Raw genomic sequence first — 22,622 nt, 5'->3', positions numbered from 1 at the left:
TCAACATGCTGCTTTCCCTCGAACCCCGTGGCCAGCAATCGCGCCTGATGCTCTGGTGCTCGCCATTATTGGCGGCGGCGCTGACCCTCGGTTGCGGCTCGCTGCTGTTCATCGCCCTCGGCCATGATCCGCTGCAAACCTTGCACACCCTGTTGATTGCCCCGATCAGTGATGGCTATGGCGTCTCCGAACTGCTGGTCAAGGCGCTGCCGATTCTGCTCTGCGCACTGGGCCTGGCCGTGGCTTATCAAGCGCGAATCTGGAACATCGGCGCCGAAGGTCAACTGCTGCTCGGGGCACTCGCCGGCAGTGCGCTGGCGGTGAACATCATCGACATGCAAAGCCGTTGGGCGCTGGTGCTGATTCTGTTCACCGGGACCTTCGCCGGCGCCGCGTGGGCCGGGCTGACGGCGTGGTTGCGCACGCGCTTCAACGCCAACGAAATCCTCACCAGCATCATGCTCAATTACATCGCGCTGAATCTGCTGTTGTTCTGCGTGCACGGGCCGTTGAAGGATCCGGCCGGCTACAACTTTCCCGAGTCAGCGATGTTCGGCGACGCCAGTCGTCTGCCGTTGCTGATGGAGGATGGTCGGGTGCACGCCGGGGTGTATTTCGCCCTGCTCGCGCTGGTCGCGGTGTGGGTGTTGCTGCAGAAAAGCTTCGTCGGTTTTCAGATCAAAGTGCTGGGGCTGGACAAGCGCGCGGCGGGGTTCGTCGGCTTTCGCGAGAAGCGCCTGATCTGGCTCGCGCTGCTGATCAGCGGTGGCTTGGCCGGGCTGGCCGGGGTCTGCGAAGTGACTGGGCCGATCGGCCAACTGGTGCCGCAGGTGTCGCCGGGTTACGGCTACGCGGCAATCACCGTGGCGTTTCTCGGCCGGTTGAATCCGCTTGGCATTCTGTTCTCAAGCCTGCTGATGGCGCTGCTGTACATCGGTGGCGAGAACGCGCAGATGACCCTCAACCTGCCGCAAGCCATCACCCAGCTGTTTCAGGGAATGATGCTGTTTTTCCTGCTGGCCTGCGACGTGCTGATCCTCTATCGGCCACGCCTGAAACTGCGCTGGGCACGGCGCACCTCGACCACCGCCGTAACCGCCGGAGCGCTGTGATGGATATCGATCTGTTGAGCAATATTTTCTACGCCATGGTGCGTTGCGGCACGCCGCTGCTGTTGGTGGCGCTGGGTGAGCTGATCTGCGAGAAGAGCGGCGTGCTCAACCTCGGCCAGGAAGGGATGATGCTGTTTGGCGCGGTGATCGGTTTTATCGTCGCGCTTAACAGCGGCAACCTGTGGCTCGGCGTGTTGTTGGCGATGCTCGCGGGGATGCTGTTGTCGTCGTTGTTTGCCCTGGTGGCGCTGGTGTTCAATGCCAATCAGGTGGCGACCGGCCTGGCGCTGACGATTTTTGGTGTGGGGCTGTCGACCTTTGTCGGCGCGGCGTGGGTCGGCAAGCCGCTGGCCGGATTCGAGCCGTTGGCGATTCCGTACTTGAGTGAGATCCCTCTGATCGGGCGGACGCTGTTTGCTCAGGACTGGCTGGTGTACCTGTCGTTCGCCCTGTTTGCGCTGGTGGCGTGGGTGATCATCAAAAGCCGCGTCGGGCTGATCATTCAGGCGGTCGGCGAAAACCCGGATGCGGCCAGTGCGATGGGGTTGTCGGTGCTGACCGTGCGCACCCTGGCGGTGTTGTTTGGCGGGGCGATGGCCGGGTTGGCCGGGGCGTATCTGTCGTTGGCGTACACGCCGATGTGGGCCGAGAACATGACCGCCGGGCGCGGCTGGATCGCCTTGGCGCTGGTGGTGTTTGCCAGTTGGCGGGTGTGGCGCCTGTTACTCGGGGCTTACCTGTTTGGCCTCGCCAGCATCCTGCACCTGGTGGCGCAGGGGCTGGGGCTGGCGATTCCGTCGAGTCTGCTGGCGATGCTGCCGTATGTGGCGACGATTGTGGTGTTAGTGCTGTTGTCGCGGGATGCGGTGCGGACTCGGTTGTATGCACCGGTATCACTGGGGCAGCCGTGGCAGGCCGGGCATTAGGCACACCCAAAACCTGTGGCGAGGGAGCTTGCTCCCGCTGGGGCGCGAAGCGGCCCTCAACATTGAGTCTGGAAGACCTCGCACTCAGGAATTACGACTGCTGCGCAGCCGAGCGGGAGCAAGCTCCCTCGCCACGGATCGGCAGTACCTGGGCAATGCCCCACACCAGTTCAAGGACCAGAAAACCCACCACCAACGAACTGGCGCCGTGGGCCAGGGCATACGCCATCCACGCTGCGAACAGAAATCGCGTCACCGCGTCATAACGCCCATAAACCGGCTGCGGATCACGAATCCGCAGCACCGCCCACATGCACACCACCGAACCGAACAGATTCGCCATCAACAGATGCGCAGGTTCGAACAGCGGCAGCTCGCCGGGTAGCTCCAGCGCCTGACTCAGCGTCGTCAGCAACCCATGCAACACAGCAAAACTCCAAGGTGTGACAAACGCCGCCGTCACGATCAAGTCATACCAGGCACTGCCGCGCACCAACTGCCGATACTGCGTTGAAGTCCACATCATCCTTGCTCCGAAAATTCAGGGAGCAACCACGCTAAAGCCTGGAGTATGCTCCAAGGTCAAACACTTTCGAGATCTGCAAGATGCGCATCGGTGAGTTAGCCCAGGCCTGCGATGTCAGTCGTGACACACTGCGCTTTTACGAAGAGCGCGGATTGATCTCAGCGCAACGCAGCGCCAATGGTTATCGCGACTATCCGCCGGAGATGGTGCAACTGGTGCTCTACATCAAAACGGCGCAGCGTCTGGGGTTTACCCTCGGCGAGATCGGCAACAGCGTTGGCGCGTTGTGGAACGCCCCCGCCCCAGACAATGCCGTGGCGCAACTGCTGCGTGACAAACTGCAATTGATCGAAACCCGCATGAGCGAACTCGATGTATTGCGACGAGAGTTGCAACAACGGCTCGGTCAGGCGTGTCCATTGAATCCGTGAACCGTAACCTTCAAGGAATCCCGTCATGTCCCAGGCAAAAAACGCACTGATCATCGGCGCCTCCCGTGGCTTGGGCCTCGGGCTGGTGAAAACCCTGCTGGCCGATGGCTGGCAAGTGACCGCGACCGTGCGCAACCCGCAGAAGGCAGAGGCACTGCAAGCGCTGGGCAAGGTGCGCATCGAGAAACTCGACATGGATGATCAGCAAGCCGTGATCGCCCTGAGCCAACAGCTCAAAGGCGAAACCTTCGACCTGCTGTTCGTCAACGCCGGGGTCAAAGGCCCGGAGGTGCAGACCCCGGGTGGCGCGACGCTGGCAGAAGTCGGCCAGTTGTTCTTCACCAACGCGGTGGCACCGATCAACCTGGCGCAACGCTTCGTCGGGCAGATCCGCGACGGCAGCGGCGTGCTGGCGTTCATGAGTTCCGGGCTCGGCAGCGTGACGATACCCGACGCACCGGAGCTGGCGCTGTACAAGGCGAGCAAGGCTGCACTGAACTCGATGACCAACAGTTTCGTCACGCAATTGGGCGAGCAGAAACTCACCGTGCTGTCGCTGCATCCGGGTTGGGTGAAGACCGACATGGGCGGTGAAGGCGCTGACCTGGATGTCGAGACCAGCACGCGGGGGCTGATTGATCAGGTGAATGCGTATACCGGCAAGGGCGGGCATCACTTCATCAACTACAAGGGTGAAACCATTCCCTGGTAAGCACACAAGACCTCTGAAATCCCCACATACCTGTAGGAGCTGCCGAAGGCTGCGATCTTTTGATTTGTTTTTTCAAGATCAAAAGATCGCAGCCTTCGGCAGCTCCTACAGGGAGTGATGCGTTGGCTGTCGGGTCGGGCTTGCCCGATCCGGCGATTTGTTTGAAACTGCGCACCTCGTCCTTCGCGGCGACCCTGGATCAGCAGACAGGGCAACACTGAGCTGGCAACCCTGAACCCACTTTCAGAGGAGCCGGCCACAATGCCTGCGACCCGTACCTGGTTAAAAAATCCCCTCGCCATTTTCACGGCCAATGTGCTCGATGCCCGTGGCGGTCTGGTGCTGCAAGACGGTGTCATCGTCGAAGTGCTGGCAGCCGGTCAGCAACCGTCCGCGCCGTGCAATGAAGTGTTCGATGCCCGCGAGCATGTGATCCTGCCGGGCCTGATCAACACCCACCATCATTTCTATCAAACCCTGACGCGCGCCTGGGCGCCGGTGGTCAATCAGCCGTTGTTCCCGTGGCTGAAAACCCTGTACCCGGTGTGGGCGCGGCTGACCCCGGAAAAACTCGCCCTCGCCACCAAAGTCGCGCTGGCTGAGTTGCTGCTGTCGGGTTGCACCACCGCCGCCGACCATCACTATCTGTTCCCGGACGGTCTGGAAAATGCCATCGACGTGCAAGTCGAAACCGTGCGCGAACTGGGCATGCGCGCCATGCTCACCCGCGGTTCGATGAGCCTCGGCGAGAAGGACGGCGGTCTGCCACCGCAGCAGACCGTGCAGGAAGGCCAGGTGATTCTCGACGACAGTCAGCGCCTGATTCACGAATACCACGAGCGCGGCGACGGTGCGCAAATCCAGATCGCGCTGGCGCCGTGCTCGCCGTTCTCGGTGACCCCGGAAATCATGTCGGCCAGCGCCGAATTGGCGAACAAACTCGACGTCCGCCTGCACACGCACCTGGCGGAAACCCTCGACGAAGAAGACTTCTGCCTGCAGCGCTTCGGCCTGCGCACCGTGGATTATCTGGACAGCGTCGGCTGGCTCGGCCCGCGTACGTGGCTGGCCCACGGCATCCATTTCAACCCGGACGAAATCGCCCGCCTCGGCCAGGCCGGCACCGGTATCTGCCATTGCCCGAGTTCGAACATGCGCCTGGCTTCCGGCATCTGCCCGAGCATCGACTTGACCGATGCCGGCGCGCTGTTTGGTCTGGGTGTGGACGGTTCGGCGTCCAACGATGCGTCGAACATGATCCTTGAAGCGCGGCAGGCGCTGTACATCCAGCGTCTGCGTTACGGCGCCGAGAAGATCACCCCGGAACGCGTACTCGGCTGGGCCACCAAAGGTTCGGCGAGCCTGTTGGGCCGTACCGACATTGGTGAACTGGCGGTGGGCAAGCAGGCGGATCTGGCGCTGTTCAAGCTCGATGAGCTGCGTTTCTCAGGCAGCCATGATCCGATCTCGGCACTGTTGTTGTGCGGTGCGGATCGCGCAGATCGGGTGATGATTGGCGGCAAGTGGCGTGTGGTTGACGGCCAGGTTGAAGGGCTGGACCTCAAAGGCCTGATCACCGATCACAGCCAGGCGGCTCGGCAGTTGATTGCCGGGAGCTGATCCCCGCCGATGAAACCCTGTAGGAGCTGCCGAAGGCTGCGATCTTTTGATCTTGTTTTTTGAAAATCAAAATCAAAAGATCGCAGCCTTCGGCAGGCTCCTACAGAGAATTTGTGGTGGGTCTAGAGGCCCAGCAGCGACAGCATGATGAACGTCGCAAACAGCACAAAGTGGGTCATCCCTTCGATGGCATTGGTCTCGCCGTCATTCAGGTTGATCGCACTGACGATCAGCGTGATGAAGATCATCACCGTCTGCACCGGGGTCATCGCCATCTGGAACGGTTGACCGGTATACAGCGCCATCGCTTCCATGACTGGCACGGTCAGGATCACGGTCGACAGTGACGCGCCCATCGCAATGTTCACCACCGATTGCATGCGGTTGGCCAAGGCTGCGCGCAACGCGGTGAGAATTTCCGGCGCCGCGGAAATCGCCGCCACTAGGATCGCCGTGATCACCGGCGGTGCGCCCGTGCCTTCCAGACCCAGATCGAGGGTCTTCGACATCACCTCGGCCAATGCGCCGATCACCACAATGCCAAACACCAGAATGCCGATGGACAGGCCGATGCTCGGTGCTTTCGCCTGCGCGTCCTGCGGTTCCTTCTTGCGCCGTTTGTCCGGGTAGCTGTAGCTGAAAAAATAGCTGTGCGGCCCGACCTGCATACGCAGGAACAACGCATAAAGCACCACCATCGCACCGATGGTGAACGCCGAATAAATCTTCCAGTTGGCCGCCGGAATGAACTCCGGCACCACCATCGACACGCCCATGGCGGTAAGGATCATCACGCTGTAGCTGCGCGCCGAATCATCGTTGTACGACTGTTCGCCATGCTTGAGTCCGCCCATCAGCGCGGCGAGGCCGAGGATGCCGTTGATGTCGAGCATCACCGCCGAATAGATCGTGTCACGCACCAGCGTGGCCGAGGCTTCGTTGCTCATCATGATCGCCAGGATCACCACTTCCACCAGCACCGCGGCGAGGGTCAGGATCATCGTGCCGTAGGGGTCGCCGACTTTTTCCGCGAGCAGTTCGGCGTAATGGGCGACGCGCATCGACGCGGCGACGATGAAGGCGATCAGCACCAGACCGCAGATCAGCGCGACGACCTGCCCGCTATGGAGCATCCAGTGTTCCAGCGGATAGGCGATGCACGCGGCAATCACCGCCAGCAACAGAAAGCTTTCTTGCTTGAGGATCGTGAGCATGGCGGGCCTTTTTGCCGAGAGGTTCGAATGAGCTACTGACTGCGGCGCGGCGCTAACGTTTCGTTACACCTTAGCGCACCAGCGAATAGCAGCTAGTTTGGCAGGTGCCCTTTTATTGGCCTTACCGGCCTCTTCGCGAGCAGGCTCGCTCCCACAGGGGAATGCGCTCGAATGTGGGAGCGAGCCTGCTCGCGAAGGCCTTCACACGATTTCAAACCGGTTTGTTGTCCTGTTGGTCAGCAATTTGCATTGGCCCTGACCACACACAACAAAATGGAGTTCGAATTCATGCAAATACGTCCGCTGCACAAACTGCTGTGCGCCGCCATCGGTCTGGGGATCAGCCTGAGCGCCAGCGCTGCCGATCCGCTGAAGGTCGGTTTCGTCTACATCGGCCCGATCGGCGACCACGGCTGGACGTATCAGCATGAACAGGGACGCAAGGCGCTGGCGGAGAAATTCGGCCCGCAGATCACCACCAATTACGTCGAGAACGTGGCCGAGGGCGCCGACGCCGAGCGGGTGATCCGCAACATGGCCAAGGACAACTACGACCTGATCTTCACCACCTCGTTCGGCTACATGAACCCGACGCTGAAAGTCGCCAAGCAGTTTCCCAAGGTGACCTTCGAACACGCCACCGGCTACAAGCAGGACAAGAATCTTGGCACCTACCTGGCGCGCACCTACGAGGGTCGTTATGTCGGCGGCTTCCTCGCGGCGAAGATGACCAAGACCAAGAAGATCGGTTATGTCGCCTCGTTTCCGATTCCGGAAGTGATCCGCGACATCAATGCCATTCAGCTAGCCCTGAACAAGTACAACCCCGGCACCGAAATCAAGGTTGTTTGGGTCAACTCGTGGTTCGACCCGGGCAAGGAAGCCGATGCCGCCAACGCGCTGATCGACCAGGGCGTGGACGTGGTGTTCCAGCACACCGACAGCCCGGCGCCGATCCAGGCTGCCGAGCGCCGTGGCGTATACGCCGTGGGTTACGCCTCGGACATGGCGCACTTCGGCCCGAAAGCGGTGCTGACTTCGATCGTCAATGACTGGGCACCGCACTACATCCAGGCCACGCAAAGCGTGATTGACCACACCTGGAAGTCTCAGGATTACTGGGGCGGACTGAAGGAAGGCACGGTTGAGCTGCCGATCAGCGACCTGGTGCCAGCCCCGGTGAAAGCCGAGGCCGAGCAGATCATTGCCGACATCAAGAGCGGCGCACTGCAACCGTTCACCGGGCCGATCAAAGATCAGGCCGGGGTCGAGAAAATCCCGGCGGGGGTGAGTGCGACCAATGCGCAACTGGCGTCGATGAACTATTACGTGGAAGGGATGAAGGCTGAGATGCCGAAATAACCCTCCAGCCAAAACACAAATCCCCTGTAGGAGTGAGCCTGCTCGCGATAGCGGTGTGTCATTCAGCAAAAGTGTTGCCTGATACACCGCTATCGCGAGCAGGCTCACTCCTACATTTGATCTTCAGCGTGTTCAAGGATTGTGTATGGATCAACTTCCGATCATCGACATCGCCCCGCTCTACACCGACAACCAAAACGCCTGGCCCGCCGTCGCCGCGCAAATCGACCTGGCCTGTCGCGAATGGGGCTTCTTCTACATCAAGGGCCATCCGATCGGCGCGCAACGCATCGCCGCCCTGCTCGATCACGCGCAACGCTTCTTCGCGCTACCGGCAGAAGAAAAACTCCAGATCGACATCACCCAGACCCGCCACCATCGCGGCTACGGCGCCATTGCCACCGAGCAGCTCGACCCGAGCAAACCCAGCGACCTCAAAGAAACCTTCGACATGGGCCTGCACCTGCCGGCGGAACATCCCGAGGTGCTCGCGGAAAAACCGCTGCGCGGGCCCAATCGCCATCCGGCGCAGGCAGGCTGGGAGGCGCTGATGGAGCAGCACTACCTCGACATGCAGGCCCTCGCGCAAACCCTGCTGCGGGCGATGACAATTGCGCTGGACATTGAGCGCGATTTCTTCGACTCGCGCTTCGTTGAGCCGGTCAGCGTGCTGCGCCTGATCCACTACCCGCCGCGCCACACCGCCAGCAGCGCCGAGCAGCAAGGCGCCGGGGCGCACACCGATTACGGCTGCATCACCCTGCTGTATCAGGACAGCGCAGGCGGTCTGCAGGTGAAGAACGTCAATGGCCAATGGATCGATGCGCCGCCGATTGACGGCACCTTCGTGGTCAACCTCGGCGACATGATGGCGCGCTGGAGCAACGACCGTTATCGCTCGACGCCGCACCGGGTGATCAGCCCGCTGGGCGTGGATCGTTACTCGATGCCGTTCTTCGCCGAGCCGCACCCGGACACGCGTATCGAATGCCTGCCCGGTTGCCAGGACGCCCAACACCCGGCGAAATATCCGACGACCACCTGCGCCGAATTCCTGCTCTCACGCTTCGCCGATACCTACGCCTATCGTCGTGAGCCGGAAGCGGTCTGACGGATCGCTTGGTCAGGTTTTGCCAATTGTTTCGGCGCGCATCTGTAGAATGGCCGCCATCTGCACCTGATGAGAAAAGCATATGTACGACTGGCTCAACGCCTTGCCCAAGGCTGAACTGCACTTGCACCTGGAAGGCTCGCTGGAGCCCGAGCTGCTGTTCGCCCTGGCCGAACGCAACAAGATCGCCCTGCCGTGGAGCGACGTCGAAACCCTGCGCAAGGCTTACGCCTTCAACAACCTGCAGGAATTCCTCGACCTGTATTACCAGGGCGCCGACGTGCTGCGCACCTCGCAGGATTTCTACGACCTGACCTGGGCCTACCTGCTGCGCTGCAAAGAACAGAACGTGATTCACACCGAACCGTTCTTCGACCCGCAGACTCACACCGACCGGGGCATCCCGTTCGAAGTGGTGCTCAACGGCATTGCCGCCGCGCTGAAGGACGGCGAGCAGCAACTGGGCATCACCAGCGGTCTGATCCTGAGCTTCCTGCGCCACCTGAGCGAAGACGAAGCACAGAAAACCCTCGATCAGGCGCTGCCGTTCCGTGACGCGTTTGTCGCTGTCGGTCTGGACAGTTCCGAGATGGGCCACCCGCCGAGCAAGTTCCAGCGTGTGTTCGATCGCGCTCGCCACGAAGGCTTCCTGACCGTCGCCCACGCCGGTGAAGAAGGCCCGCCGGAGTACATCTGGGAAGCCATCGACCTGCTGAAAATCCAGCGTATCGACCATGGCGTGCGTGCCATCGAAGACGAGCGCCTGATGCAACGGATCATCGACGAGCAGATCCCGCTGACCGTGTGCCCGCTGTCGAACACCAAGCTCTGCGTGTTCGATCACATGGCGCAGCACAACATCCTCGACATGCTCGAGCGTGGCGTGAAAGTCACGGTGAACTCCGATGACCCGGCGTACTTCGGCGGCTACGTCACCGAGAACTTCCACGCGCTGTACGAACATTTGGGCATGACCCAGGATCAGGCCAAGCGCCTGGCGCAGAACAGCCTGGATGCGCGCCTGGTAAAACCGTAAGCAAAAGCGCAAAACCTTTGTAGGAGTGAGCCTGCTCGCGATAGCGGAGTGTCAGACACCGATGTGTTACCTGACAGACCGCTATCGCAAGCAGGCTCACTCCTACATTGGATCGGTGTTAGCCGATGGTTTGGGTTTCAGTCAGCTCCTCCAGCGTCTTGCCCCGCGTCTCCATCCCGAACAGCCACACCACCCCCGCCGCAATCGCGAAACACAACGCGCCCAAGGCGAACACCCCGCCCTGCCCGGTAATCGGGAACACCAGCCCGGTCACCAGCGGTCCGAGCAACGAGCCGACACGGCCAATCGCCGAGGCGAAGCCCGAGCCTGTGGCCCGTGCCGAGGTCGGGTACAACTCCGGCGTGTAGGTGTAGAGCACCGCCCACATGCCGAACAGGAAAAACTGCATCAACAGCCCGGTGCCGATCAGCAACGCGACGTTGCCGCCGAACACCGCACTCTGACCATACAGAAACGCCATCACCCCACCGCCGAGCAAGGTCACGATACACACCGGTTTGCGCCCCCAGCGCTCGACCAGCCACGCCGCCATCAGGAAACCGGGAATCCCGCCCAGGGAAATCAGCACGGTGTAATACACCGACTGAGTCACGGCGAAACCCGACTGTTGCAGCAACGCACTGAGCCATGACGTCAGTCCGTAGAAACCGAGCAAGGCAAAGAACCACAGGCTCCAGATCATCGTGGTGCGCTGGCGGTATTGCGGCGACCAGATCTGCTTGAGGGCCGAGAAGAAGTTGCCCGGTGGCGTCACCGTCCGCGGCAAGCGCAGCGGCTCAGGCAATGTCGCGACCCCGAGGGATGTGCGCACGCGCTGTTCGATCGCGCTCAGGACCTTGTCCGCCGCCTCGTGCCGCCCGGCCTGCTCCAGCCAGCGGGGCGACTCGGGGATGAAGAACCGGATCGCCAGCACGAAGACCGCCGGTACCGCCAACACCAGAAAGATGTCGCGCCAGCCAATCAGCGGCAACAGGAAGTAGGACAACACCCCGGCCGCGACAAAACCCAGCGGCCAGAAACCGTCCATCAACGCGATGTAGCGCCCGCGACGCTGCGCCGGGATCAGCTCGGAGAGCATCGACTGCGCGATCGGGAACTCCATGCCCATGCCGATCCCCAGCAGGATGCGGAACAGCGTCAGGCTTTCGACCGTTTGCGCGGTCGAACACAGGTAACTGGCCACGCCCCACAGGACGATGCTCCACTGGAACACCGGTTTGCGTCCGAAGCGGTCGGCGAGCATGCCCGACAGCGATGCCCCCAGCACCATGCCGAAAAAACTCGAACTGGCGAGCAAGCCGGCCTGGGCACTGCTCAGGCCGAATTCGCTTTTGATCGAGCCGAGCAGGAACGTCATCATCGCCAGGTCCATGGAGTCGAAAAAGAACGCCAGGGCAATGATGATGAAAATGACCCGGTGATAACCGCTGAGCGGCAGGCGCTCCAGTCGTTCTGCCGCACTGAAGTTTCGCGTATCCATGCCCAGCTCCCCCTCCGCAATGTGTGCGGATCGAGTGTGCGCGATAACGGCCCGGCGCTTTTTCTGGATACGACCTGTTCGCAGTCACTGGCGACGCCGACGCCCGGCGAAGGCTCTGTTACGCCAATTCCAGCTCGGTTTCCGTGGCGAAACGGTGAATCTCGCGCTGCCCGGCCGGGGTGACCTGCAAGGCACGCGAGTCCTTGGGCAGCGTCAGCCAGCCGGATTGCATGAACAGCTGCAACAACGCGGCTCCGAGCGCGCCGCCCAGGTGCGGACGCCGCTCGCTCCAGTCCGGACAGGCGCACGCCACCTGGGCCTTGCGATGGGCCAGGGCCTGGATGAATACGCCGCGGTTCGCCAGTTGTGTCGACCCCTTGAGTGTCACCACCACGCGCTGTTCGATCTGTTCGATCCAGCCGGCATCGAGCAGGCGCTGGTACAGATCAGCGGCCAGCGTGCCACCCAAATGGTCATCGCAAAAACGCGCGCGCAGCAGCGAAGACGGTGCGGCCTGAGAACGGGCGATCGGGGTCGAGCGCTTGAATACGTGAGGAATGTCGCGCGGAGCACTGGCGAGCGTGGCACTGGCCAGCGCTTCGATGGCGGTGGCGATCTCCGGGGCGGCCAGACGGAAAAAACGCTTGCGCCCGCGAGCCTCGACTTTCAACAGGCCACCGGCGGACAAACGCCCCAGATGCGCACTGGCCGACGATGGCGACAAGCCTGCCAGCAGCGCCAGCTCCTCGGTCTGACGGGCCGAGCCATCCATCAATGCCCACATCATCGCACTGCGCTTGGGGTCGGCCAGCAGCGTGGCGATCTGGCTGATGCAAGGTGCATGTTCCATGTATTCACTCCCTGTTGAATCGTATCGTCTACTGCTCGAAGACATCTTGACCAGTAATGTGTCGTCGGCCAAGACGCGTAAAACGCCATCAACCGGAGCGAGGCCAGCCGGTGGTGCCGCACCCGTCACTGGTGGGTCCGGAGCGCTTGCGCTGCGCAGGCCCGGCCCGGGAAAAACCGGGCTGATTCTGTCCTGGCCGGTTGTCGGTGCAGGTTTGAGGCGGCCGCTAGTATAAGCGGGATGCTCGACGCTTCCTGCGTCGCGGCTGTCACGAATGGTGATAATTGCTGAGTGAAATTTCGCTAATTGCCTGCGACTAATGATCAACTCTCTGAAAATGCGGAAATTGACTACTCAGTTCGGCGCATCGGCTGGCGAGCATTTCCCTTAAAAGGTTCACCGGCTTACTCAATTGCGCGCGATGGGCGCACAACAGATTCAGCGGAGCACGCTCGCACAGCAATTCGGGCAGCAGCACTTTGAGACGTCCGGCGAGGACATCCGCGCCGACATCGAGCCATGACTTGTAGGCGATCCCCGCCCCTGCCACTGCCCACAAGCGCACCACGTCGGCGTCATCACTGAAACGGTCACCGCTGACCGTCAGGCCGACTTCACGTTTGCCATCATGGAAGCTCCAATGGTCATGAACCCGGCTGCCGAGCATGTACAGCAGGCAATTGTGCTGCGCCAGTTGCTCGAGCTGGCGCGGCTCGCCATGACGTGCCAGATACGCCGGCGACGCACAGAGCACCCGTCGATTATCCGGTGCGATGGGCAAGGCGACCAGGCTGGAGTCTTCCGGCGCGCCGTAGCGCAAGGCGATGTCCACTGGCTGGCGAAACAGGTCAGCGATGCGATCACCCAGAAGCAAGCGTACGGTCAGCTTCGGGTGTTCGCGCTGAAACTCATCGAGCCACGGCAGCAACAGGTTGCGGCCGAAGTCCGAAGGCGCCGACAGTTGCAGGATCCCGCTGACCTGATCCTGCGCGCTCGACAGGTAGCGCCGCCCCTCATCCAGTTGACTCAAAGCGGCGCGCGCGTATTCGAGAAAGCCTTCGCCCTCGGCAGTCAGGCGCAGGCTGCGGGTCGAGCGCGCCAGCAGGCGTGCGCCCAGTTGCTGTTCGATGCGCTTGAGGGCGGCACTGGCCACGGCAGCGGACATGTCCATGACCCGGGCCGCCGCCGACAGGCTGCCCAGATCCGCTGCACGGACGAACAACTGCAAATCATCGAAACGCAGCATTCTCAGCCTCGATTATCAAAAATATATTGAAAGAGACTGCTCTTTTAGCCGGTTTTATCGCGTCGAGAAATAGCTAATTATCTGTCCATCGAGATTAACCACGGCTTGAGCACCTGAGCCCTTCTTCTATTACCGTTACGGAGCAAGTCATGAAAGCCATTGCCTATTACGCCTCCCTGCCGATCAGCGACGAAAAATCCCTGCAGGACATCGAACTGCCAGAACCGGTCGCCGGCCCGCGCGACCTGCTGGTGGAAGTCAAAGCCATCTCGGTCAACCCGGTCGACACCAAGGTGCGGCAGAACGTGGCGCCGGAAAACGGCGCGGCGAAAGTGCTGGGCTGGGACGTGGCCGGTGTGGTCAAGGCGGTCGGCAGCGAAGTGAGCCTGTTCAAGGCCGGCGACAAGGTGTTCTACGCCGGCTCCATTGCTCGCGCCGGCGGCAACAGCGAACTGCACGTGGTCGATGAGCGAATCGTCGGCCACATGCCCAAGTCCCTCGGTTTCGCCGAAGCCGCGGCACTGCCGCTGACCGCCATCACGGCCTGGGAATTGCTGTTCGAACGCCTGCAGATCCGCGAAGGCAAGACCGACGAAGGCCAGAGCCTGCTGATCGTCGGCGCCGCTGGTGGCGTCGGTTCGATCCTCACTCAACTGGCCAGCGAGTTGACCGGGCTCAAGGTGATCGGCACCGCTTCCCGCGCGCAGACCCGTGACTGGGTGAGCGAACTGGGCGCCGATCTGGTGATTGACCACAGCCAGCCGCTGAGCGAAGAACTCAAGCGCGCCGGAATCGACCACGTGACCCACGTTGCCAGCCTGACCCAGACCGATCTGCACCTCGATCAACTGGTCGAAGCGCTGGCGCCGCAGGGCAAACTGGCGCTGATCGACGATCCGAAATCGCTCGACGTGACCAAGCTCAAGCGCAAGAGTCTGTCGCTGCACTGGGAATTCATGTACACCCGCTCGCTGTTCGAAACCCCGGACATGATCGAGCAACACAACCTGCTCAACCGCGTGGCCGAGCTGATTGACGCGGGGACCTTGAAGACCACCGTGGGCGAGCATTTCGGCACGATCAACGCGGCGAACCTGCGCCGCGCGCATGAGCTGCTGGAAAGCGGCAAGGCCAAGGGCAAAATTGTTTTAGAAAGTTTCTGAGAACCCGACAGTCATCATCAGCGCCAGTCCTCATCAGGGCTGGCGCTGTTTTTTTGCCGTCAGTCAGATGCTTGATCGTTGTCACAAATCCGATCGTATTCAGGTCTACACTCGAAACCTCTGCGATACATCTTTTACGCAAGGGAGGTCAGCAATGAAGATCCTGATAAAAGAAGTGGCCAAGTCTCAGTGGCAAGTTCGCCTCGATCAACACGCCGTGACATTCCGCAGTGAAGCCGAAGCCCTCGCCTTCACCCGCACCCTCGAAGCGCGCCTGCACGCGCCCCATCAGATTCCCCAACCCGGACAGCAACGCGCCGTCGGCTGAGATTTCAGGCTTCGGCCTGTGCTTGCGCCAGCGCCCGGGCATTCTGCAAATGCCGGGTGTACATGGCGACGCTCACTACCAGTAATCCGCACAGGCTGATGACCATGGCCATCGGCATGGCGCTGCCGTCGTGCAGAATCCCGACCAGCGAAGCCGCGCCGGATGCCACGCTGAACTGCAGGCAGCCCATCAGCGCCGAGGCACTGCCGGCGCGCGCACCCTGGCCGTTCATCGCACAGGCCGAGGCGTTGGGCAGGATGCAACCGAGGCTGGCGATGCACACGAACAAGGGAATCAACAACGGCCACAACGCCTCGGTGTGCATCGCACTGACGGCCAGCAGCGTCACCCCCGCCAACAGATACACCCACACCGCGCGCGCCAGCAGAAACGCCGGGCCACGCTTGGCCAGCAGCCGCGCATTGACCTGAGCGACAAGAATGAAACCCGCCGCATTCGTGCCGAACAACCAGCCGAAATGCTCGGCCGGCACGCCGTAGAGCTTGATGAAAACGAAGGGTGAGCCGGCGATGTAAGAAAACATCCCGGCGACCGCGATGCCGCCGGTCAGGGCATGGCCGAGGAACACCCGGTCACCGAACAAGCGGCCGTATTGGCGCAGCGCCCCGGACAACGGCTGGCGCGGCACGTAGTCCGGCAGACTTTCCGGCAGGCCCAGCGCCACCGCGAGCCCGGCCAGGGCACTGAAACCGGTGAGTGTGAGAAAGATCGACTGCCAGCCCGTGGTGTTGACCAGCAAACCGCCGAGCAGCGGTGCGAGGATCGGCGCCAGGCCCATCACCAGCATCAATTGCGAGAAGACTTTCGCCGAACCGACGGCATCGCACTTGTCACTGACCACCGCGCGGGAGATCACCATCCCCGCGCAACCGCCCAGAGCCTGGACGAAGCGTGCGCCGATCAGCCACTCCAGATTCGGTGCGTAGGCGCAGGCCAGTGAGGCCAGCGTAAACAAGCCAACGCCGACCAGCAGCGGCAAACGCCGCCCAAAACGGTCGGCCACCGGGCCATAGAGCAATTGCCCGATCGACAGGCCGGCAAAGTACGCCGCCAAAGTCAGCTGAACGTGTTTCTCATCAGTACCGAAGGCCAGCGCCATCGACGGAAACGCCGGCAAATAGAAGTCGATCGCCAGCGGACCGAAGGCGCTCAGGGCACCGAGAATCAGAATGGTACGGAAGTTCATCAGGCATCCAGGTGGGATTGAAGTCGGCAGCCCGACAGTCTAGCCGCGCATGGACGCCTTGAACATTCCGATAGCTCGCTAACTATTAAAAAGTCAGACGAACTGCACTGTGGAGCTTGCCTGCAAAGATCAATAGATCGCAGCCTTCGGCAGCTCCTACAGGAGCCACAACAGTGCCTTGTCGGAGCTGCCGCAGGCTGCCATCTTTTTGCTATTGATCACTCGGCCAGTTTTACCGGGTAGCCCTCTTCGCTGATCACCTCGATCACCTGCTCTGGGCTGAGCGAACTCTCGACGCCGACCTCCTTGGCCGCCAGATCGACCCGCACATTTGCCGCCGGATCCTTGGCCTGCACCGCGTGGGTGATGGCTTTGACACAGTGACCGCAGGACATGCCTTGAACGCTGAACACTTGCATGGATTGACTCCTTTGAGTGAGGTTGCCGCCAGTCTCGAGCTTGCCACCGTGGCAAGGTCAAGTTCTGCGAAAAACTGCCGGGCTGGCATTCGGCGTCGCGCTCAGCCAAGCTGCGTGCATCAATGACTCAAACTCAGGAGATTCAGCCATGCGCTGGTCAGCTTTCAGCCTGTTTGGCTTGCTCAGCCTTTTTGCCGCCCTGCCCCAGGCCAACGCGACCGGCGAGGACTACGCGGTTCTGATCATCTCGCGCGAGCGCCTGGAAGTACCGACGTCCTGCGAGATTGGCGTGTTCGTCAATGATCAACTCGCCGGGCGCCTGCTGCAGGAACAGACCACCTCATTCAATCTGCCCCACGGCACGATTTCCATTCGTCTGAAACAGTTGCCGGGCCAGGTGCCAGGTTGCCAACCAGGCATGCTGGCACCGCCCGCGCAGGACATCTCGCTCAAGGCCGGAGACGTGGTGAAATACCGGATCGCGGCAAATGCCAAGGGCTTGTACCTGCGACCTGCCGCCCTCGAGTATTGAGTCGCCCATAAAAGATCATCCGATCTTTTGCTGTGCAGATTGGCGCTTGACCTTGCCCGCATGGCAAGGTTGATCCTTGTAGGCATCTACTACAGGGAGTACGACCGATGTCCGATTCCATCACTTTCGATCTGCCGATTGCCGGCATGACCTGCGCCAGTTGCGCCGGGCGTGTCGAGCGAGCCTTGAGCAAAGTCAGTGGCGCCAGTGCCGTCAGCGTCAATCTCGCCACCGAACAGGCCCGCGTCCAGGCCCCCGGCGACAGCTTGCCGGCATTGATGGAAGCAGTTGAACGCGCCGGTTACAGCGTCCCGCAGCAAACGCTCGAACTGAACATTGAAGGCATGACCTGCGCCTCGTGCGTTGGCCGCGTCGAGCGTGCGCTGAATAAAGTCCCCGGGGTCAAACGCGTCAGCGTCAACCTCGCCAACGAACGCGCTCACCTCGAACTGCTCGGTCAGGTCGATCCGCAGTCGCTGCTCGACGCCGTGAGCAAGGCCGGCTACTCGGCCAGCGTCTGGCAAAGCGAACACCCCACAACCGATAACCCGCAACGGCGCCTGCAACATGAGCGCTGGGCGCTGATTTGCGCGGTCGCCCTGGCGTTGCCGCTGGTGTTGCCGATGTTGCTGCAACCGTTCGGCATTCACTGGATGCTCCCGGCCTGGGCGCAATTCGCCCTCGCCACGCCGGTGCAATTCATTTTCGGTGCGCGCTTCTATGTCGCCGCGTGGAAAGCCGTGCGCGCCGGTGCCGGCAACATGGACTTGCTGGTGGCCCTCGGCACCAGCGCCGGTTATGGCCTGAGCCTGTACGAATGGGCCACCGCCGCCGGACGCATGCCGCATCTGTATTTCGAAGCGTCCGCGGTGGTGATCGCCCTGGTGCTGCTCGGCAAATACCTCGAAAGCCGCGCCAAGCGCCAGACCGCCAGCGCCATCCGCGCCCTCGAAGCCTTGCGCCCGGAACGGGCGATTCAAGTGATCGACGGCCGCGAGCAGGACGTGGCGATCAGCGCCCTGCGTCTCGATGACCGCGTGCTGGTCAAACCCGGCGAACGTTTCCCGGTGGACGGCGAAGTGCTCGAAGGCCAGAGCCACGCAGACGAAGCCTTGATCAGCGGCGAAAGCCTGCCGGTGCCGAAACAGCCCGGCGACAAGGTCACCGGCGGTGCGATCAACGGTGAAGGTCGCCTGCTGGTGCGCACCACCGCCCTCGGCGCGGAAAGCGTGCTGGCGCGGATCATCCGGCTGGTGGAAGACGCCCAGGCGGCGAAAGCGCCGATCCAGAAACTGGTGGATAAAGTCAGCCAGGTGTTCGTTCCCACCGTGTTGCTGCTTGCCCTCGCCACCCTGATCGGCTGGTGGCTGTACGGCGCGCCGATGGAAACCGCATTGATCAACGCCGTCGCCGTGCTGGTGATCGCCTGCCCGTGCGCCCTGGGGCTCGCCACCCCGACGGCGATCATGGCCGGCACGGGTGTGGCTGCGCGTCACGGCATCCTGATCAAGGACGCCGAAGCGCTGGAACGTGCCCATGAAGTCGACAACGTGGTCTTCGACAAGACCGGCACGCTGACATCCGGCACCCCGCGCATCGCCCATTTCAGCGCCGTGGATGGCGATGAAAATACCCTGCTGACCCTGGCCGGTGCCCTGCAACGCGGCAGCGAGCATCCACTGGCCAAAGCCGTGCTGGACGCAGCCGCCGAGCGCGACCTGCGCGTGCCGGATGTCAGCGACAGCCAATCCCTGACCGGCCGTGGCATCGCCGGCAATCTTGAGGGGCGGCGCCTGGCGCTGGGCAATCGGCGCTTGCTTGAAGAAAGCGGCCTCAGCGCCGGCAACCTCGTAGAGTCCGCGCTGGCCTGGGAAAGCGAAGGCCGGACCTTGTCCTGGCTGATCGAACAAAGCCCTGAACCGCGCGTGCTCGGACTGTTCGCCTTCGGTGACACGCTCAAGCCCGGCGCACTGCAAGCGTTGCAGCAACTGGCCGCCCGAGGTATCCACAGCCACCTGCTGACCGGCGACAACCGTGGCAGCGCGAAAGTGGTCGCCGAGGCTTTGGACATCGAGAGCGTGCACGCCGAAGTGCTGCCCGCCGACAAAGCCGCCACCGTCGCCGAACTGAAGAAAACCGGGGTGGTGGCGATGGTCGGCGATGGCATCAATGACGCCCCGGCACTGGCGGCCGCCGACATTGGCATCGCCATGGGCGGCGGCACCGACGTGGCGATGCATGCCGCCGGCATCACCCTGATGCGCGGCGATCCACGGCTGGTGCCGGCGGCGCTGGAGATCAGCCGCAAGACCTACGCGAAGATCCGTCAGAACCTGTTCTGGGCCTTCGTCTACAACTTGATCGGCATTCCGCTGGCGGCGTTCGGCTTTCTTAACCCGGTGCTGGCCGGCGCGGCGATGGCGCTGTCGAGCGTCAGTGTGGTGAGCAATGCGCTACTGTTGAAAACCTGGAAACCGAAGGATCTGGAGGAGCACCGATGAACATCGGCCAAGCGGCCCGGCACAGTGGCCTGAGCGCAAAGATGATCCGCTATTACGAGTCGATCGGCCTGCTCAAGGCTGCCCATCGCACCGACAGCGGTTATCGGATCTACAGCGACGACGACCTGCACACACTGGCGTTCATCAAGCGCTCGCGGGACCTGGGTTTTTCTCTGGAAGAAGTCGGCAAGCTGCTGACCCTCTGGCAGGATCGTCAACGCGCCAGCGCCGATGTGAAGGCCCTGGCCCGTCAGCACATCGACGAGTTGAATCAGAAGATCCGCGAACTCGGCGAGCTGCGCGACACCCTGCAGGACCTGGTCGAACACTGCAATGGCGACCACCGCCCCGATTGCCCGATTCTCAAGGAGCTGGCGTCGGGCTGCTGCGCGCAACCCGCTCGCGTCTGAGCGCCAAGCCTTTCACGGTCAACAACGTGCCGAGCGGAATGCCGTGGAACAGCAGCACCACGGCACCCGGCGTCCACCAGCCATAAAACGGCGCGGCAATCAGCATGCCGACGCCGAACCCGGTCATTTGCAGCAAGGTCAGAAAACTGAAGATCGGCAGGCGCAGCCGCTCCGGTTCGCGTTGCAGGCGCGACATCAGGCCGACCTCGGAAAAACCGTCGCCCAACCCCGCGGGCAATGAAAACAGCAAAAGTCCCAAGAGGCTGTGTTGCTGGAACATCAGGATAAAGCCGCAAGACATCAGCGCCACGCCGAAGAAAAATCGTCGCTCGAGGTGGACGTTGTCCGAGCCCTTGAGACGGCTGGCAATGCGCGCGCCGAGCAGTTTGCCGCTGGCCCACACCGCCAGCATCAGGCCCAGCGTGGTGCTGGCCGAATCCGGTGTCAGCAGTTTCGAAATGATCGGGAAGCCGACGTTGTGCGCAGCGCTGCCCAAGGTGTCGGCCATGGTCACGGCAAGCATCGCGGCGATCACCGGGGCACTGCGCAGGCCTTGCTTGAGGGCTGACCATTCGCCGGCTTCGCTGGCCGATTGCTCACTGACCGCCGGCGCAGCGAAACGCAACGGCGCAATCAACAGCGCTGCCAACAAGTAGGTCACGGCATTGAGCGCGAACACCGTCTCGAAGCCGAATGTCGCCACCAGCAAACCGGAGACCAGGCTGCCGCCAACCATCGCCGCCGAGGACGCCGAGGTGATCCAGGCATTGGTTTTCAATAACTGCGCCGGTTCGATCAATCGCGGCAACTGGCTGTTGAGGCCGATGGCGAACATCGAGTTGCCAAAGCCGAGGCCGAAGGCGATCACTGGCAACAGTAACGCCTGCTGGCTGACCGGCAGAATCAACAGCCCGCCGAGCAGCGTCGCACGCAACAGATCGAAGGCAATCAACGGCCCCCGACCATGCCAGCGCCGATAGAAACGCGTGCCGATCAGACTGGCAAAAATCCCCCCGCCCACACGGCTGGCGAGAAAGATCCCGACGCTCATGGCGCTGTTGCTCAGCAGGTAGACGTAAGTCGCCAGCGCGACCATGTTGAGAAAGGCGCCGAAGTCGGAGATCAGCCGGGCGGTGATGATCAGGCGGGCGTTGTGCGAGGCGTTCACATACATTCCTTGTAGGAGCTGCCTAAGGCTGCGATCTGTTGATCTGGCCTTTTAAAATCCAGGGCAAAAGATCGCAGCCTTCGGCAGCTCCTACAAGGTGTCCATGCGTAACAGGCACAAAAAACCCGGCCGAAGCCGGGTTTCTGTTCAAGCGCTTACTGCATCCACGGTGGCGGCGGTGGTTCGTCAGACTTGCCTTTCGGCTCATCATCCGCCGCACGGATCGCCTGCTTGCGCTCTTCGTCGAGGCGCGCCGCTTCGATCTCGCGCAACACTCCGCCAACGTCGGCCAGGTCTTCCGGATCGTCGAACTCACCGGTCAGCACACTGTTCGGGTGCAAGGTGCCGGCTTCGTACAGCGCCCACATTTCCTTGGCGTACTTGGTTTTCTTCAGCTCCGGAGCAAAGCGCCCGAAGTACGAAGCCATGTTGCCCACATCCCGCTCCAGCATGCTGAACGCGTGGTTGTTGCCCGCCGCATCCACTGCCTGCGGCAGGTCGATGATCACCGGACCGGTCGGTGTCAGCAGCACGTTGAACTCCGAGAGGTCACCGTGCACCAGACCGGTACACAACATCAGCACGATCTGCGAAATCAGGAACGCGTGATATTCGCGGGCCTGATCCGGTTCCAGCACCACGTCGTTCAGACGCGGGGCGGCATCGCCGTACTCGTCGGCCACCAGTTCCATCAGCAGCACGCCATCGAGAAAATCGTACGGCTTGGGCACTCGCACACCGGCACCGGCCAGACGGAACAGCGCCGCGACTTCGGCGTTCTGCCAGGCGTCTTCGGTCTCTTTGCGACCGAATTTCGAGCCCTTGGCCATCGCCCGCGCTTGCCGGCTGTTACGCACCTTGCGGCCTTCCTGATACTCGGCTGCCTGGCGGAAACTGCGTTTGTTCGCCTCCTTGTAGACCTTCGCGCAACGTAACTGGTTACCGCAGCGCACCACATAAACAGCTGCTTCTTTACCACTCATGAGTGGGCGCAGCACTTCGTCGACCAGACCGTCTTCGATCAGGGGTTCAATGCGTTTTGGAGTCTTCATCAGCTTTTATTGTGGGTCCTTTATTACCAAACACGCGAATGTCACTCGTTATACGGCAATCCTCGCGCTACGGGGAGGGGTTGCCGACCTGTGAACCCTGTGGATGCACACACTGTGCCGAAATAATCGACCGTTGCCGATCATAGCCGAGCCCACCTTGCTTGTAGTTATCGGCCGTCGAGGGCATTTGCGACA

Annotated in this window: 22 protein-coding genes; 13 read left to right on the top strand and 9 right to left on the bottom strand. The window is 61.8% G+C overall.

What is annotated here, in order from left to right; genetic code table 11:
* Positions 1-5 precede the first annotated feature (5 nt).
* Positions 6-1,112, top strand: coding sequence for an ABC transporter permease (locus HBN98_RS18730; RefSeq protein WP_064585840.1), 1,107 nt, complete (start codon positions 6-8; stop codon positions 1,110-1,112).
* Positions 1,112-2,038 carry an ABC transporter permease gene (locus tag HBN98_RS18725; RefSeq protein ID WP_083367094.1) on the top strand — a complete coding sequence of 309 codons (927 nt, stop codon included), beginning with the start codon at positions 1,112-1,114 and terminating at the stop codon, positions 2,036-2,038. The genes HBN98_RS18730 and HBN98_RS18725 overlap by 1 nt, the downstream gene beginning before the upstream one ends.
* Positions 2,039-2,129: 91 nt before the next feature.
* On the opposite strand, the gene HBN98_RS18720 is transcribed toward HBN98_RS18725, so the two are convergent.
* Positions 2,130-2,561 (bottom strand): hypothetical protein, encoded by a 432-nt coding sequence (locus HBN98_RS18720; RefSeq protein WP_083367095.1) that lies wholly within the window; start codon positions 2,559-2,561, stop codon positions 2,130-2,132.
* An 83-nt stretch (positions 2,562-2,644) separates the two neighbouring features.
* On the opposite strand from HBN98_RS18720, the gene HBN98_RS18715 reads away from it, so the two are divergent.
* The 3 genes from HBN98_RS18715 (at position 2,645) to HBN98_RS18705 (ending at position 5,327) form a co-directional block, all read left to right on the top strand.
* On the top strand, positions 2,645-2,995 hold the full coding sequence (locus HBN98_RS18715; protein ID WP_083367096.1) for a MerR family transcriptional regulator: 351 nt from the start codon (positions 2,645-2,647) through the stop codon (positions 2,993-2,995).
* Positions 2,996-3,020: 25 nt separating this feature from the next.
* Positions 3,021-3,707, top strand: coding sequence for an SDR family oxidoreductase (locus HBN98_RS18710; protein WP_083367097.1), 687 nt, complete (start codon positions 3,021-3,023; stop codon positions 3,705-3,707).
* Between the two features lie 261 nt (positions 3,708-3,968).
* Positions 3,969-5,327, top strand: coding sequence for an 8-oxoguanine deaminase (locus HBN98_RS18705; protein ID WP_083367098.1), 1,359 nt, complete (start codon positions 3,969-3,971; stop codon positions 5,325-5,327).
* Between the two features lie 122 nt (positions 5,328-5,449).
* Here HBN98_RS18705 and HBN98_RS18700 read toward each other — a convergent pair whose 3' ends face one another.
* Positions 5,450-6,541 (bottom strand): calcium:cation antiporter, encoded by a 1,092-nt coding sequence (locus HBN98_RS18700; protein ID WP_083367099.1) that lies wholly within the window; start codon positions 6,539-6,541, stop codon positions 5,450-5,452.
* A gap of 288 nt (positions 6,542-6,829) precedes the next feature.
* On the opposite strand from HBN98_RS18700, the gene HBN98_RS18695 reads away from it, so the two are divergent.
* The 3 genes from HBN98_RS18695 to HBN98_RS18685 all read left to right on the top strand — a co-directional run bounded on the left by HBN98_RS18695 (position 6,830) and on the right by HBN98_RS18685 (position 10,050).
* Entirely contained in the window at positions 6,830-7,903 is a 1,074-nt protein-coding gene (locus HBN98_RS18695; RefSeq protein WP_083369375.1) for a BMP family ABC transporter substrate-binding protein, read from the top strand.
* Positions 7,904-8,048: 145 nt separating this feature from the next.
* A complete protein-coding gene (locus tag HBN98_RS18690; RefSeq protein ID WP_083367100.1) occupies positions 8,049-9,014 on the top strand; it encodes a 2-oxoglutarate and iron-dependent oxygenase domain-containing protein in 966 nt (321 codons plus the stop codon).
* Positions 9,015-9,096: 82 nt separating this feature from the next.
* Complete coding sequence (locus tag HBN98_RS18685) at positions 9,097-10,050, top strand: adenosine deaminase (protein WP_083367101.1); 954 nt, start codon at positions 9,097-9,099, stop codon at positions 10,048-10,050.
* 118 nt (positions 10,051-10,168) lie between these two features.
* Here the strand turns inward: HBN98_RS18685 and HBN98_RS18680 are convergent, their stop codons facing one another.
* From HBN98_RS18680 to HBN98_RS18670, 3 genes are all read right to left on the bottom strand, one after another.
* Positions 10,169-11,551: an MFS transporter gene (locus HBN98_RS18680; RefSeq protein WP_083367102.1), complete on the bottom strand. Its 1,383-nt coding sequence runs from the start codon at positions 11,549-11,551 to the stop codon at positions 10,169-10,171.
* A 118-nt stretch (positions 11,552-11,669) separates the two neighbouring features.
* Positions 11,670-12,401, bottom strand: coding sequence for an ArsR/SmtB family transcription factor (locus HBN98_RS18675; RefSeq protein WP_064585830.1), 732 nt, complete (start codon positions 12,399-12,401; stop codon positions 11,670-11,672).
* A gap of 316 nt (positions 12,402-12,717) precedes the next feature.
* Positions 12,718-13,647 carry a LysR family transcriptional regulator gene (locus HBN98_RS18670; protein ID WP_083367103.1) on the bottom strand — a complete coding sequence of 310 codons (930 nt, stop codon included), beginning with the start codon at positions 13,645-13,647 and terminating at the stop codon, positions 12,718-12,720.
* A 149-nt stretch (positions 13,648-13,796) separates the two neighbouring features.
* Between HBN98_RS18670 and HBN98_RS18665 the strand changes: the two genes are divergently transcribed.
* Positions 13,797-14,810, top strand: coding sequence for a zinc-binding alcohol dehydrogenase family protein (locus HBN98_RS18665; RefSeq protein ID WP_083367104.1), 1,014 nt, complete (start codon positions 13,797-13,799; stop codon positions 14,808-14,810).
* Between the two features lie 154 nt (positions 14,811-14,964).
* Positions 14,965-15,138, top strand: a complete 174-nt coding sequence (locus HBN98_RS18660) for a hypothetical protein (RefSeq protein ID WP_169842458.1) — start codon at positions 14,965-14,967, stop codon at positions 15,136-15,138.
* 4 nt (positions 15,139-15,142) lie between these two features.
* Here HBN98_RS18660 and HBN98_RS18655 read toward each other — a convergent pair whose 3' ends face one another.
* Both HBN98_RS18655 and HBN98_RS18650 read right to left on the bottom strand, forming a co-directional pair.
* Positions 15,143-16,345, bottom strand: a complete 1,203-nt coding sequence (locus HBN98_RS18655) for a multidrug effflux MFS transporter (RefSeq protein WP_083367105.1) — start codon at positions 16,343-16,345, stop codon at positions 15,143-15,145.
* A 218-nt stretch (positions 16,346-16,563) separates the two neighbouring features.
* Positions 16,564-16,764 (bottom strand): heavy-metal-associated domain-containing protein, encoded by a 201-nt coding sequence (locus tag HBN98_RS18650; RefSeq protein WP_064585826.1) that lies wholly within the window; start codon positions 16,762-16,764, stop codon positions 16,564-16,566.
* A gap of 148 nt (positions 16,765-16,912) precedes the next feature.
* On the opposite strand from HBN98_RS18650, the gene HBN98_RS18645 reads away from it, so the two are divergent.
* From HBN98_RS18645 to cueR, 3 genes are all read left to right on the top strand, one after another.
* Entirely contained in the window at positions 16,913-17,296 is a 384-nt protein-coding gene (locus HBN98_RS18645) for a hypothetical protein (protein WP_064585825.1), read from the top strand.
* Positions 17,297-17,403: 107 nt separating this feature from the next.
* Positions 17,404-19,797, top strand: a complete 2,394-nt coding sequence (locus HBN98_RS18640) for a heavy metal translocating P-type ATPase (protein ID WP_083367106.1) — start codon at positions 17,404-17,406, stop codon at positions 19,795-19,797.
* On the top strand, positions 19,794-20,207 hold the full coding sequence (cueR, locus tag HBN98_RS18635) for a Cu(I)-responsive transcriptional regulator (RefSeq protein ID WP_083367107.1): 414 nt from the start codon (positions 19,794-19,796) through the stop codon (positions 20,205-20,207). The genes HBN98_RS18640 and cueR overlap by 4 nt, the downstream gene beginning before the upstream one ends.
* On the opposite strand, the gene HBN98_RS18630 is transcribed toward cueR, so the two are convergent.
* Both HBN98_RS18630 and HBN98_RS18625 read right to left on the bottom strand, forming a co-directional pair.
* Positions 20,161-21,381 (bottom strand): MFS transporter, encoded by a 1,221-nt coding sequence (locus tag HBN98_RS18630; RefSeq protein ID WP_083367108.1) that lies wholly within the window; start codon positions 21,379-21,381, stop codon positions 20,161-20,163. The genes cueR and HBN98_RS18630 overlap by 47 nt on opposite strands.
* Positions 21,382-21,530: 149 nt before the next feature.
* Complete coding sequence (locus tag HBN98_RS18625) at positions 21,531-22,427, bottom strand: PA4780 family RIO1-like protein kinase (RefSeq protein WP_064585821.1); 897 nt, start codon at positions 22,425-22,427, stop codon at positions 21,531-21,533.
* Positions 22,428-22,622 lie beyond the last annotated feature (195 nt).

This window comes from Pseudomonas koreensis (assembly GCF_012986595.1).
Taxonomy (GTDB): Bacteria; Pseudomonadota; Gammaproteobacteria; order Pseudomonadales; family Pseudomonadaceae; genus Aquipseudomonas; species Aquipseudomonas koreensis.
This window is presented reverse-complemented; position numbering and strand designations above follow the sequence as displayed.